This is a genomic window from Ensifer sp. 1H6 (assembly GCF_001976035.1).
Taxonomy (GTDB): domain Bacteria; phylum Pseudomonadota; class Alphaproteobacteria; order Rhizobiales; family Rhizobiaceae; genus Ensifer; species Ensifer canadensis.
Window position 1 is genome coordinate 72,049 of record NZ_MOAI01000030.1, and the last position, 13,325, is coordinate 85,373.

General features: G+C 62.4%; 11 protein-coding genes and 2 pseudogenes. 9 read left to right on the forward strand and 4 right to left on the reverse strand.

Features of this window, described 5'->3' with window-relative positions; all coding sequences use genetic code 11:
• Positions 1-248 precede the first annotated feature (248 nt).
• Both BKP54_RS27690 and BKP54_RS27695 read left to right on the forward strand, forming a co-directional pair.
• On the forward strand, positions 249-596 hold the full coding sequence (locus BKP54_RS27690; protein ID WP_025424917.1) for a metalloregulator ArsR/SmtB family transcription factor: 348 nt from the start codon (positions 249-251) through the stop codon (positions 594-596).
• 234 nt (positions 597-830) lie between these two features.
• On the forward strand, positions 831-1,211 hold the full coding sequence (locus tag BKP54_RS27695) for a VOC family protein (RefSeq protein WP_025424916.1): 381 nt from the start codon (positions 831-833) through the stop codon (positions 1,209-1,211).
• Between the two features lie 363 nt (positions 1,212-1,574).
• Here BKP54_RS27695 and BKP54_RS27700 read toward each other — a convergent pair whose 3' ends face one another.
• The 3 genes from BKP54_RS27700 to BKP54_RS27710 form a co-directional block, all read right to left on the reverse strand.
• Entirely contained in the window at positions 1,575-2,330 is a 756-nt protein-coding gene (locus tag BKP54_RS27700) for a TerC family protein (protein ID WP_025424915.1), read from the reverse strand.
• A 113-nt stretch (positions 2,331-2,443) separates the two neighbouring features.
• Positions 2,444-3,283, reverse strand: a complete 840-nt coding sequence (locus BKP54_RS27705; RefSeq protein WP_025424914.1) for an AraC family transcriptional regulator — start codon at positions 3,281-3,283, stop codon at positions 2,444-2,446.
• 111 nt (positions 3,284-3,394) lie between these two features.
• A complete protein-coding gene (locus tag BKP54_RS27710) occupies positions 3,395-4,102 on the reverse strand; it encodes a TetR/AcrR family transcriptional regulator (RefSeq protein WP_025424913.1) in 708 nt (235 codons plus the stop codon).
• A gap of 157 nt (positions 4,103-4,259) precedes the next feature.
• On the opposite strand from BKP54_RS27710, the pseudogene BKP54_RS27715 reads away from it, so the two are divergent.
• The 5 genes and pseudogenes from BKP54_RS27715 to xylB all read left to right on the forward strand — a co-directional run bounded on the left by BKP54_RS27715 (position 4,260) and on the right by xylB (position 11,023).
• A pseudogene (locus BKP54_RS27715) lies at positions 4,260-5,478 on the forward strand (HlyD family secretion protein).
• 69 nt (positions 5,479-5,547) lie between these two features.
• A complete protein-coding gene (locus tag BKP54_RS27720) occupies positions 5,548-7,137 on the forward strand; it encodes a DHA2 family efflux MFS transporter permease subunit (RefSeq protein WP_025424911.1) in 1,590 nt (529 codons plus the stop codon).
• Between the two features lie 203 nt (positions 7,138-7,340).
• Positions 7,341-8,369 (forward strand): metallophosphoesterase, encoded by a 1,029-nt coding sequence (locus BKP54_RS27725; RefSeq protein WP_162174738.1) that lies wholly within the window; start codon positions 7,341-7,343, stop codon positions 8,367-8,369.
• Between the two features lie 88 nt (positions 8,370-8,457).
• The gene (locus BKP54_RS27730; protein ID WP_057225132.1) at positions 8,458-9,495 is read left to right on the forward strand and encodes a LacI family DNA-binding transcriptional regulator; all 1,038 of its coding nucleotides are present in this window, start codon (positions 8,458-8,460) and stop codon (positions 9,493-9,495) included.
• Positions 9,496-9,568: 73 nt separating this feature from the next.
• The gene (gene xylB / locus BKP54_RS27735) at positions 9,569-11,023 is read left to right on the forward strand and encodes a xylulokinase (RefSeq protein ID WP_025424908.1); all 1,455 of its coding nucleotides are present in this window, start codon (positions 9,569-9,571) and stop codon (positions 11,021-11,023) included.
• Between the two features lie 41 nt (positions 11,024-11,064).
• Here the strand turns inward: xylB and BKP54_RS27740 are convergent, their stop codons facing one another.
• Positions 11,065-11,424, reverse strand: a complete 360-nt coding sequence (locus BKP54_RS27740) for a nuclear transport factor 2 family protein (protein WP_025424907.1) — start codon at positions 11,422-11,424, stop codon at positions 11,065-11,067.
• A gap of 137 nt (positions 11,425-11,561) precedes the next feature.
• On the opposite strand from BKP54_RS27740, the gene xylA reads away from it, so the two are divergent.
• Both xylA and BKP54_RS35440 read left to right on the forward strand, forming a co-directional pair.
• Complete coding sequence (gene xylA / locus BKP54_RS27745) at positions 11,562-12,872, forward strand: xylose isomerase (RefSeq protein ID WP_025424906.1); 1,311 nt, start codon at positions 11,562-11,564, stop codon at positions 12,870-12,872.
• A gap of 314 nt (positions 12,873-13,186) precedes the next feature.
• Positions 13,187-13,325 (forward strand): annotated as a pseudogene (locus tag BKP54_RS35440) (sugar phosphate isomerase/epimerase); the annotation flags it as partial.

Below are 13,325 nucleotides of genomic sequence, written 5' to 3' on the forward strand. Positions count from 1 at the left end.
CCCGTTTGACGTGCTTCTCGCCCCTTGCCGGAAGACAAGTCCGGCCGCCGGGCGCGCATTTTATGGGAAGGAAAGGCCCGTAGGGGTGCCGCACCAGCGGTATCGGCGGGCTATTCCAGTCGGCTCGCGTGAGACCATAGAACATGGAGCATGTCAACGGAAAGTGGATCACGCCGGTTTTTGTTGACACTGCCGATGGCTGGTTATATTGAACCGTGAGGTTATTTAACTGAAAGGTTTTTTAGGAAATGCCGGAAGATCGCCTGTCGACCACGCTCTCAGCCCTTGCCGACCCCACGCGCCGGGCGATTCTCGCCCGGCTCTCTCTCGGCGAGGCTTCTGTCGGCGAACTGGCGGAGCCGTTCGAGATGAGCCTGCCGGCGGTTTCAAAACATCTGAAAGTTCTCGAGCGCGCCGGGCTGATCAGCCGCGGCCGCGAGGCGCAATGGCGCCCCTGCCGGCTCGAAGCGGCACCCTTGCGCGACGTCAACAGCTGGCTCGACAGCTACCGCCGCTTCTGGGAAGAGAAGTTTGATCGTCTCGACGCCTATCTGCAGGAGTTGCAGAAGGTGGATCCGGACGCCGGGAAAAACTGATCTCAGCGATCTTGCTGGCGCAGCTTGGCTGCGCTACACATCCCGTGTCGAAAAAGGCAGGACCGGATATGGTAAGCCCGGTCCCTTCGTCACCGTACGAGCGGTTGCGAAGCTCTGCTCGAACCTGATCGTTCGAACCCGCGGCGTGGTTCCGATGCATCCGCATCGGTCCGCGGCGGGGTGTATCCAGATCAGACGCAGTCCGCCGCGTTTCTCAAAACACGGAGACTGCATATGCGACTGAACCATCTCGACCTTCACAGCCCCGTCGTTACCGAAACGGCGACATTCTTCATCGAACATCTTGGCTTCACGCTTGTCGAAACGCGCGGCAAGGATGCCTTTTATCGCCTGGCAGACGATGCCGGCATGGTGCTGGTGATCAGCCCGCCGATCGCCAAGCTTGGCGGTGGCGACCAGGTCAGCCTCGGTCTTCAGACCTACCATATCGGCTTCCTGCTGCCCGAGCGATTGGCAGTCGAGGATGCCTATCGGCGCATCCTGCCGAGCGGCATCCGCATCACCGAACCGGAAGAGCGGCATGGCGCCTATGTCTTCTATATGGTCATACCCGGCAACATCCTCGTGGAGATTGGGCAACGTCCCGACGCCTGAAGCAACCGGAACGATTTACCGGATGAGGCGTTATCCGTTCGAGAGGCGCGGGCTGTGCCAATCGGACATGACGAAGGCGGAGAACACGGGAATTTTTCCGATTTCTTCCCGTGGCCAACGAAACGGCAGTCGAGCGCCACTGCATGTTTCCTTAAATGCTATTCGATATAAGGATCAAAACATGCAGCAATACAAAGCGCGACAGCGACCTTTGCGCGTCTCGTAAGACGCGCGGCGCTGTAGCGTTCTCACAAACGCCCGCAGCAAGATGGCCTGCATCCCCTGTGATGCAGGTCTTTTTTCGGCGCAACGAAAAGGCGGGGCTGGTGGCCCCGCCTTTCCAGTTTTGTTCGTGGCAACGCCTCAGTGCAGCTTGCCGGCGGCCTTCTTTCGCAGCCGCGCATTGCGCGCCACCATGTTGAGAACCTCCACCAGCGCCGAGAAGGCCATGGCGGCGTAGATGTAGCCCTTCGGCACGTGCAGGCCCATGCCTTCGGCGATCAGCGTCGTGCCGATCATCAAGAGGAAGGCGAGCGCCAGCATGACGATCGTCGGGTTCTTCTCGATGAAGTTGGCAAGCGGCGTCGCGGCAACGAGCATCACGGTGACGGCGGCTAGGACGGCGACGACCATGATCGGCAGATGCGGCGTCATGCCGACGGCGGTAATGATGCTGTCGACCGAGAAGACGAGGTCGAGCAGCAGGATCTGGCCGATCGCCGCGCCGAAGCTGTTGATCGCCGAAGAAGCGATGAAGTCTTCGCCGTGGTCGCTCGGATCGACGCTATGGTGGATTTCCTTGGTCGCCTTCCAGACGAGGAAAAGACCGCCGGCGATCAGGATCATGTCCTTCCACGAGAAGCCGTGTCCGAAGACCTCGAACACCGGCGTGGTCAGCTTGACGATCCAGGCGACGGTGCCGAGCAGGGCGAGGCGCATGACGAGCGCCAGGGTAATGCCGATGCGGCGGGCCCTCTCGCGGTGTTCGGCCGGCAGCTTGTTGGTGAGGATGGAGATGAAGATCAGGTTGTCGATGCCGAGAACCACCTCCATGACAACCAGTGTTATGAGGGCGACCCAGGCGGCTGGGTCCTGGGCAAGCGACATTATCCCCTGCATCGGCGATCTTTCCTTTTTCGGTGGCGCGTCGTCGCGCAAGAATCGCGGCAGTATTTAAGCAACATTGCGAAAGTGACAAGCGCCGCCGGCCATTTGCGGCGGCGCTTTACCGTTTACGCTTGGATCGGAATCCACATTTCGACCACCCCCATGCCCGAATGCGGGTCGAAACGATCATCATAACGCTCGATGAGATCAGGCGTTTGGCCATGCTGAAGACCGGACTCCGGCAGCCAGGTGCCGAAGATATGGTGCGCCGTCGTGGCGATCGATGAGATATGGCCGCGGTGCAGGAACACGGCGTAACGCTGCTTCGGCAGCTTCATGGTGGTAAAGCCGGCGGGCAGGGCGCCGGCGTCGTCGACTTCTGCTGCCGCCATATAGCGAAATGTCCCGGCTTCGCCATCGCTCTGGCTGCAGACGCCGTAGGCGACGTTGCCCTTCTGTCCGGGGATGTTGCCGAAGTGGGTATTGAAGCGCTGCCACAGCGAGGGAATGCCTTCGGTGCGGCCATAGGCGTAGGTTTCGGCAAGGCCGGCCAAAAGCAAAGGCGGGCTGTCTTCGAAGCGCGGTGGGTCCAGTTTGAGGAGGCGGGTGTCGTCCATTCTGATAGGCTCCGTCAGTGCGATGTTGCTGAGGTGCCCTTGCTTGCGCACGGTCTCCGGCGTGACGCCGAACTGCTCGCGAAAGGCACGGGTGAAAGCCTCGTGCGAGCCGTAGCCCGCTTCGAGGGCCACCGCGAGAATGCTGGACGAGCCGTCGGCAAGGTTTCGTGCGGCGCCGCTCAGCCGCCGCGCACGGATATAGGCGCTGATGGAGCGACCGGTCACCAGTCCGAAGACGCGCGACAGGTGAAAGCGCGAAAGGCCGGCAGCCTCGGCGATCTCCTCCAGCGATATATCCCTGGCGAAATGGCTCTCGATGAACCAGATCGCCCTTCCGATAGCACTCATGTTCACTCCCGTGGCAGACAGCCCATGCTCATAGGGTCTTGCCGCAAGGCGTGCTTGATCGCAATTGCTGGATTGAAGGCTAGCCCGAACGAATGAGCCCCTTGGCTTGGCTCAGTCCGTCTTCTTCTTCGGTCCATAGGCGGCCATGAAGACGCGGACGGCCGCGGCAACCGTGCCCTCGATCTGCTCTCGCGGCGGCGCCGAGCACATTCCGCCGAACAGGCGGTGCTTGAACAGCCCGGCCTGGGCCATCTCGATGAACTGCCTGGCCGCTACTTCCGTGTTGTCGATGTCGAGCGTGCCTGTTGGAACCTGCCGGTCGAGATAGGTCTTGAGGACCGTATAGCCGTTTTCGGGCGCCTCGCTGAAGAAGCGTTCCGCCAGATGCGGCATCCGGTCGATCACGCCGATCACCATGCGCATGGAGCGGATCGTGGCCTCGGAGGTGATGCTGCTCGTCAGGGTGACGCCGAAATCGTAGAGCGCCTCCTCGACGTCTTCGTGGTCGTTGAGTGCATGCTTGGCGGTCTGGATCACCAGGGTCTTGCCCTGGATGATCAGCGCCTTGAACAGGTCTTCCTTGTTTTCGAAGTAGACGTAGAGCGTGCCCTTCGAGACGCCGGCCTCGCGGGTGATATCGTTCATGCTGGCGGCGTCGAAGCCCTGGCTCATGAAGACCCGCCGCGCGCCCTCGAGAATCTGTTGGCGCTTGGCAGGGTCTTCACCCGCCGCATGGCGTCCGCTGCCGGGACCAAGCTGGTCGTCCGCGCCGTTATCAGGCCGGAAGGTCTCGTTTTGCTCGGTCTTTGCTGGTTCCATGATTGCCGTCTGCACCCGTCCCGTTCGCATTAATTCTCGTCCATCGAACTACCCGGTTCGATTCCCTCTTGATATGCGACGTCAAAGCGACTAAGTCAAGCTTCGATCGAACCGAACGGTTCAGTTCAGTCACCCCTCATTAACCAGGCCGGTATCCATGTCCGCATCCAAAACGTCCAGCGCCGCTCGCGTTCGCCCTGTCGGCGAGGATTTTGAAGTTCCGCAGACCCATGAGGCCGAGCCCGAGGCCAAGGGGGCGACTGCCGAGAGCGCCGGCAGCGGTGCAAGAGCCTGCTGTCGAGGCCGCTTCGAAAAAGAAGAAGCGCAGCCCGATCTTGCCGGTTCTCGGCCTTGTCGCGCTCGCTGGCGCCGGCTGGTATGGCTATGACTGGTGGACCAATGGCCGCTTCATGGTTTCGACTGATGACGCCTATATCGAAGGCGACATTGCCACGATCTCTCCGAAAGTGTCGGGCTATGTCGCCAAGGTCGACGTCGTCGCCAACCAGAAGGTGAAGGCCGGCGATCCCATGGTCACGCTCGATGACGGCGACTACCGTATCGCGGCCGAGCAGACCGAAGCCCAGATCGCCACCCAGAAGCTGGCGCTCAGCCGTTTCGACGCGCAGATCGCAGGGGCGATGGCGAGCCTTGCCCAGGCCGAAGCCCAGAAGAACGCTCTCGAAGCAACGGTGCGCGGCGCCGAACTCGCGCAGAAGCGCGCGAGCGACCTCCAGTCCAAGGACGTCGGCACCGTTGCTTCGCGCGACAATGCCGACGTGGCTCTGGATCAGGCTCGGGCGAACCTTGCCGGCGCCGATGCCAACATCGCGGCTGCGAACGCCAACATCACCGTGCTGCAGGCGCAGCGCTCAGAGGCGGAAAGCCAGATCCGCTCGCTCGAACTTGCCCGTGACAAGGCCAACCGCGACCTCGGCTTCACCGTCTTGAAGGCGCCCTATGACGGCGTCATCGGCAACGTCGCCGTCCAGGTCGGTGACCTCGTTTCCGCTGGCCAGCGACTGGCCGCGCTCGTGCCTGTCGACCAGCTCTATATCGACGCCAACTTCAAGGAGACGCAGATCGCCCATCTGGTCCCCGGCTCGAAGGTCAAGGTCCATATCGACGCCTATGACGAGCACGCGGTCGAAGGCACGGTTGCCTCGATCGCGCCGGCATCCGGCTCGGTGTTCTCGCTGCTGCCGGCGGAAAACGCCACCGGCAACTTCACCAAGGTGATCCAGCGTGTGCCGGTGCGCATCACGCTGCCGGCCGATGTGCTGGCGGAAGGCCATCTGCGGGCGGGCTTGAGCGTCGTCGTCGATGTCGACACGCGCACGGCGCCCGACGAGACCAAGGTCGCCGCCACGAAGTAATCGGGCCTGACGCGCCGGCGTGTTCTTTTGAACGCGCCGATGCGCCTTTACACGCAGGGAGTGGCTCAGATGGCCGCAACGGCAACAGCAGGCTCGGTGGCGGCAGCCGCACCGAAGGTCGAAGAACATATGGACCCGAGAAGGCTGATCGCCTTCTTCGCCATGGTCGTCGGCATGTTCATGGCGATCCTCGACATCCAGATCGTTTCGGCATCGCTTGCCGAAATCCAGGCCGGCCTGTCGGCCGGCTCCGACGAAATCGGCTGGGTGCAGACCTCCTACCTCATTGCCGAAGTCATCATGATCCCGCTTTCGGGCACGCTGGCGCGTATCGTCTCGACGCGGGTATTGTTTTCGGTATCGGCTGCGGGTTTCACCGCGGCAAGCGCGCTCGCCGCCACAGCCACCAATATCGACCAGATGATCGTCTACCGGGCGATCCAGGGCTTCATCGGTGGCGGCATGATTCCGTCAGTCTTTGCGGCTGCCTTCACCATTTTTCCGCCGTCGAAGCGCAACATCGTTTCGCCGATCATCGGTCTGATCGCCACGCTCGCGCCGACCATCGGCCCGACCGTCGGCGGCTACCTCAGCCACGCCTTCTCCTGGCACTGGCTGTTCCTGGTCAATGTCATTCCCGGCATCATCGTTGCGACGCTGACCTGGACCTTCATCGATTTCGACAAGCCGGAGCTTGGTCTGTTCAAGAAGTTCGACTGGTGGGGGCTCGCCTCGATGGCGATCTTCCTCGGCTCGCTCGAATATGTCCTGGAAGAAGGCAACGCCAACGACTGGTTCAACGACGAGCATATCGTCATGGGTGCCGTCGCCACCGTGATCGCCGCGGTGATTTTCTTCTACCGGGCCTTCAAGGTGGAATTCCCGGTGGTCGACCTCAGGGCGTTTTCAAACCGAAATTTCGCCTTCGGTTCGATGTTCTCCTTTGTCATGGGCATCGGGCTCTATGGTCTCACCTATCTCTACCCGCTCTATCTCGGGCGCATCCGCGGCTACGATTCACTGATGATCGGCGAGACGATGTTTGTCTCGGGTCTAGCCATGTTCTTCACGGCGCCGGTCGCCGGCTTCCTGTCGGGCAAACTCGATCCGCGCGTGCTGATGACCATCGGCTTTGCCAGCTTTGCCAGCGGCACCTGGATCATGGGACATCTGACGGCTGACTGGGACTTCTACGAGCTGTTCATTCCGCAGATCCTGCGCGGCGTCGGGCTGATGCTGTGCATGGTGCCGATCAACAACATCGCGCTCGGCACCATGCCGCCGGCACGCATGCGCGGCGCATCCGGCCTCTTCAACCTGACGCGCAACCTTGGCGGCGCTGTTGGCCTGGCGGTGATCAACACCATCCTGACCCAGCGCCAGGATCTGCACTATGCCCGGCTCTCCGAACACATCCAGTGGGGCAACCCCGAGGCGATGGAGCGGTTCAACAACATGGCCGCCACCTTCAACGCCCATGGTCTCGATGGTGCTTCGATCGCCATCAAGCAGCTTGCGGCGATGGCCCAGAAGCAGGCGATGATCCTGTCGTTCGGCGATATCTTCGTCATCCTGACCGTGCTGTTCCTGTCGCTGATCCTGGGTGTGATGATGATCAAGAAACCGCAGGGCGTCGGACCCAGCGGCGGCGGGCACTAGGCCCACGCGCGGTTTACGCCGTCTTCGTGTTGCGGCACAATCCGGCCGGAAAGCAACGTCCGGCCGAACCCTGATCGACGATCCGGCACCTGGCCGGGTTGGAAACGGGGCCGTTCATGCGGGCATACCAACACTTCGGCATCTCCAGGCGCTCCTTCCTTGCCGCCGCCGCCGGCATCGGCGCGACACTGTTGGCCACGCCCATGCGCGCAGCCGGACGCCCGCCCATCGATGCTACCTTCCTGTTTTCGAACGATATCCACGCCTGCCTCGTCTCGACCGAGGGCCTTGCGCCGAACTGTGCGGCCGAAGGCAAGACCGACGCGAATCTGCTTCGCCACGTGGCAGCGCTCAATGCCCTGCCGGCGATGCACTGGCCGGAAACCGTCGGCGGTCAGTCAAGCGGGCTCGGCAGCACCGGCCGGCGGATCGGCCGGCCGCTCGGTCTTGTGCTCGGTGGCGACGTGACCGATGACGGCGGCGGACAGGTGCGCCAGCCGCGTGAGGGACGGCAGCTGCAGCAGTTTTCGAGCCGCTATCAGGAAGGACCGGGTGCCGACCGCGTGCACTTCCCCGTCTATGTCGGGCTCGGCAACCATGACCTCGACCAGGACGGGCCGCCGCCGCATGTCGACTGGTATCGCCGCGAACTGCGCGACTATGTCGAGCTCAATCATCGGCAGTCGGTGTTCTACAAGCCTCCGGTGCCGGTGACGAACTACGACCCGCTGTCGGATTGCTATTCCTGGGATTGGGGCGGGCTGCATCTCGTTCAGCTCCAACGCTTCGGTGGCGACGTCAGCAAGGGTGCGGTGGATGCGCTGCCGTGGCTGAAGCAGGATCTGGCAACCTATGCCGCTGACGGCCGACCGGTGATCCTGTTCCAGCACTATGGCTGGGATGCCTTCTCGACGGAGGTCTGGGACGCTGCCGCCAGGACCTTCGACGACCAGGGCAATGGCCCGCCGCATTGGTGGAGTCCTGGCGAGCGGCAGGCGCTCGTTGATGCCGTCAAGGGCTATAATGTCATCGGTCTCTTTCACGGCCATCAGCACGAAACCGCGATGATCTATCGCCGCGAAGGGCTGGATCTGTTCAAGCCGAAGGCGGCCTATATGGGCGGTTTCGCGCTCGTGCGCGTGACCGACGGCTTCATGGATGTGGTGCTTGCCGAGGCCGGGAAGGGCCACGGCGAGGTCACTTTCACGCAAGCATTCAGCAAGCGTTTTTAGCCAGCGAAAACAGCGGCCGGTCTTTCCTTGCGTGTTTTTGATTTACGTACATCAAAAATTCCTCTAAGGCAGTTTGCGGGAGGAAATGATGCGCCCTACAGTCCACGACATCGCTGCAGAAGCAGGCGTCAGCCTTGCGACCGTCGACCGGGTTTTGAACAATCGCCCGGGTGTGCGGACGGTCACGCGCGACAAGGTCGAGCGCGCGATCGCGACGCTCGGTTATATCAGGGACGTGGCGGCGGCCAACCTTGCCAAGAGCCGCAGCTATCCGCTGATCTTCATTTTGCCCGAAGGCGAAAACGCCTTCATGCGCGGGCTCGAGGCCGAGGTCCAGTCCGCAATGGCCCGCTCCGCCGTCGAGCGGACCGATGTCAGCATCCTCTCCGTTCCCGCCTTCGATGCATCGGCGCTGGCCGATGCGCTCGACGAAGCGCGCCGACGCGGACCGGCCGGCGTTGCCGTCGTTGCCGTCGAAGCGCCTGAAGTGGTTGCGGCCGTTGGGCGGCTTCGCGAGGACGGCATTGCCGTCGTCACCCTCGTGTCCGACCTGACCGGCTCCGAGCGCGAGCATTTCGCCGGCGTCGACAATATTGCCGCCGGACGCACGGCCGGCAGTCTGATGCGGCGTTTTGTCGGCGGCCGCGACGGGCCCGTTGCCATCGTCGCCGGATCGATGCTGGTGCGAGACCATCGGGATCGGCTTGAGGGTTTCAGCGCTGCCGTCAATGAAGGTGCCGCCAAGCGGCAGCTTTTGCCCGTGGTCGAGGGCCACGATGACCCGTCGGAAGTCGAAAATCTGGTGCAGGATCTGCTCGCCGCGCATCCGAACCTTAGCGGCATCTACAGCCTCGGCGCCGGCAACCGCGGCCTGATCGCGGCGCTGGAGAAGGCCGGACGTCAGTCCGAGATCTGCGCGATCGCGCACGAATTGACGCCGTACAGTCGTGCTGCACTCGTTTCGGGTACCATCGATGCGCTGCTCAACCAGGATGCCGGTCACGAGGTGCGCAGCGCCATTCGCGTGCTGAAGGCCCGCGCCGATGGGCTCTCGATGATAGAGGCGCAGGAACGCATCCGCATCGACATTTTCCTCAAAGACAACCTGCCGGTCGAACCGGTGTAATGCTTTGAATTTACACAATTCCTGACGGAAAACCGTTGCACGCTTTCCCCGGAATTGCCCAATGGAGGCACGCATGTATCTTGGACTGGATCTCGGCACGTCGGGCGTCAAGGCGATGCTGATGGATGGCGATCAGCGTATTGTCGGTTCGGCATCCGGCGCACTCGACGTCTCGCGGCCGCATCCCGGTTGGTCGGAGCAGGACCCGGCCGCTTGGATCAGGGCTACCGAGGAGGCGATATCAGGCCTGAAGGCGGCACATCCTTCAGCCCTTGCCGCCGTGCGCGGCATCGGCCTTTCCGGCCAGATGCATGGCGCGACGCTGCTTGACGCCGACGACAAGGTGCTGCGGCCCTGCATCCTCTGGAACGACACCCGCAGTTTTCGCGAGGCAGCGGCGCTCGATGCCGAGCCGCAATTCCGCGCCATCACCGGCAACATCGTCTTCCCCGGATTCACCGCGCCGAAACTCGCATGGGTGCGTGAAAACGAGCCGGATCTCTTTGCCAAGGTGCGGTGGGTGCTGTTGCCGAAGGACTATCTGCGCCTGTGGCTGACGGGTGAGCATATGTCCGAGATGTCGGATTCGGCCGGCACGGCTTGGCTCGATACGGCCAAGCGCCGCTGGTCAGAAAGCCTGCTTTCGGCCACCGGCATGGAGGAACGGCAGATGCCGGATCTCGTCGAAGGCACGGATCGGGCGGGCGGGCTCCGGCCCGAGCTGGCGTCACGCTGGGGCATGGATGCCGGCGTCGTCGTTGCCGGGGGGGCGGGCGACAATGCGGCGTCTGCCTGCGGTATGGGCACCGTCGGCGAAGGCCATGCTTTCGTTTCATTGGGCACGTCGGGTGTGCTGTTTGCCGCCAATGCAAGCTACCTGCCCAATCCGGAAAGCGCCGTTCACGCCTTCTGCCACGCTCTGCCGAATACCTGGCATCAGATGGGTGTCATTCTGTCGGCGACCGATGCGCTCAACTGGTATTCCGGAATCGCCGGTCGCAGCGCCGCCGACCTCAGCACCGAGCTCGGCGATACGCTGAAGGCGCCAAGCGGCGTGACCTTCCTTCCCTATCTCTCCGGCGAGCGCACGCCCCACAATGATGCAACGATCCGCGGCGCATTTGCCGGGCTCGGCCACGAGAGCAGCCGGGTAGTGCTGACGCAGGCGGTCATGGAAGGCGTTTCCTTCGCCATCCGTGACAGCCTCGAAGCTTTGCGTGCCGCCGGCACGACGCTTTCGCGGGTGACGGCGATCGGTGGTGGATCGCGTTCGCGCTACTGGCTGAAGTCGATCGCGACCGCGCTCGACCTGCCGGTCGATCTGCCTGCTGATGGCGATTTCGGCGCCGCCTTCGGTGCTGCGCGTCTCGGCCTGATCGCGGCGACCGGCGCCGACCCAGTCGCGATTTGCCATGCACCGAAAACGGCGGAAACGATCGCGCCCGAAGCGGCTTTTGTGGCGGCCTACGACGAAGCCTACCAGAGCTATCGGCGTCTCTATCCCGCCATCAAGGGCGCGACGACGTGACCGCACCGCGCCCCTCCATGGCTGTTTTCGATCGACCGGGCCTATTGCGCCGGCACCTTGTCGATAAAGCCGGTGACCTGTTTCAGCCGGCCGTTCTCGATGAGGCCGACGTCGGTGCCCTCGATCACGGATTCGTCGCCATCTGGGCCAAGCGCCCAGGAGAAGCGGATCGTGTCGGCAAAGCCGTCCGGCGTGCCCTTGAGCGTGAAGCGAAAACCAGGAAACTGGCCCTGAACGCCGGCGATCAAGCCGCCGATGCCCGCATGCCCGTCACCCTGCATGATCGGGTCGCGATAGGCGACGTCGACGGTAAAGGCCGCTTCGATCAACACGCTGCGGCTGCCGACCTCTGCGTTCCAGGCGGCGATGTAGGCCTCGGCGATCCGGTTGAAATCGTTCATCTGACTATTCCTTTGGCTTGGCGTTTCGATGCCGCAGGTATCGCCGCACGAGGGAATGAAACCAATTACCTTCCACGTAATGACCGGGCGTTTTGCAGTCGCGGCGCCGGCACACCAGCCTTGAGAGGAGCCAGACCGTGAGCACGGGATTTTTCGGCGATATCGCTAAGATCAAGTATGAGGGACCGGAGAGCAGCAATCCGCTCGCCTTCCGCCACTACAACAAGGACGAGGTCGTTTTCGGCAAGCGCATGGAAGATCACCTGCGCTTCGCGGTCGCCTATTGGCACACCTTCGTCTGGCCGGGCGGAGACCCCTTTGGCGGCCAGACGTTCGAGCGCCCATGGTTCAAGGACACGATGGATGCGGCCAAGCTGAAGGCGGATGTTGCGTTCGAATTCTTCCAGCTGCTCGGCGTTCCCTACTACTGCTTCCACGATGCCGACGTGCGCCCCGAGGGCCGGAACTTCGTCGAAAACACCAAGAACCTCAACGAGATCGTCGACTATTTCGCAAAGAAGCAGGCCGACACCGGCGTCAAGCTGCTCTGGGGCACCGCCAATCTCTTCTCCAATCGCCGCTATATGTCGGGTGCCGCCACCAATCCGGATCCGGATGTGTTTGCCTTTGCAGCCGCGACGGTAAAGACCTGCCTAGATGCCACCCAGCGTCTCGGCGGTGAGAACTACGTGCTGTGGGGCGGGCGCGAAGGTTACGAGACGCTGCTCAACACCGACCTTTCGCGAGAACTCGACCAGCTCGGCCGCTTCGTCAATCTGGTGGTCGACTACAAGCACAAGATCGGCTTCAAGGGCGCGATCCTGATCGAGCCGAAGCCGCAGGAGCCGACCAAGCACCAGTATGACTATGACGTCGCCACGGTCTACGGCTTCCTCAAGAGGTACGGTCTGGAGAAGGAAGTCCAGGTCAATATCGAGCAGGGCCATGCGATCCTCGCCGGCCATTCCTTCGAGCACGAACTGGCTCTTGCCAATGCGCTTGGCATCTTCGGTTCGATCGACATGAACCGCAACGACTACCAGTCGGGTTGGGATACGGACCAGTTCCCCAACAACGTGCCGGAAATGGCGCTCGCCTACTATCAGGTGCTGGCAGGCGGCGGTTTCAAGTCGGGCGGCACCAACTTCGACGCGAAGCTGCGGCGCCAGTCGCTCGACCCCGAGGACCTCTTGATCGGCCATATCGGCGGCATGGATTGCTGCGCCCGCGGCATCAAGGCGGCCGCCCAGATGATCGAAGACAAGGCGCTGTCGGCTCCGCTTGATCAGCGCTACGCCGGTTGGCAGGTGCCGGAAGCCAAGAAGATGCTCGAGGGTGGCTTCTCGCTGGAAGAGATCGAAGCTTGGGTGCTGAAGTCCGACCTCAACCCGCAACCGAAGTCCGGCAAGCAGGAGCTGCTGGAGAATGTCGTCAACCGCTACGTCTGAGCGGCTGCGATCAACGCTGATTGAAGAACCGGCCGCCGCTGCGGCCGGTTTTTTTACTGGTGCCTCGTCGTGCCGGTGAGGCGCACCGCAGTCAGTTTCCGGATTGGCATTTCGGCGCCTGTGAACGCAGGAGGACGCCTCCCGAAATTCTCGTCCCAACCGGTTGCTCCATACAGAAAATCTGCTAGCTTCGGCGCCTGCAACGTTTCAGGTGCTTCAGCTGCAGCGAAAATGAAGCTTTCGTCCGCTTCTTCCTGTCGTTGGCTGAACCGGCCGGCTCTGCCGGTAGCCATATCATCAGGAGGATGTTTGCGATGAAAACGATTAAGGGCCCCGGTCTGTTTCTTGCGCAGTTTGCCGGGGATGCGGCGCCGTTCAACTCGTTTGCGGCGATCACCAAGTGGGCTGCCGATTGCGGCTACAAGGGCGTGCAGGTGCCGACCTGGGATACCA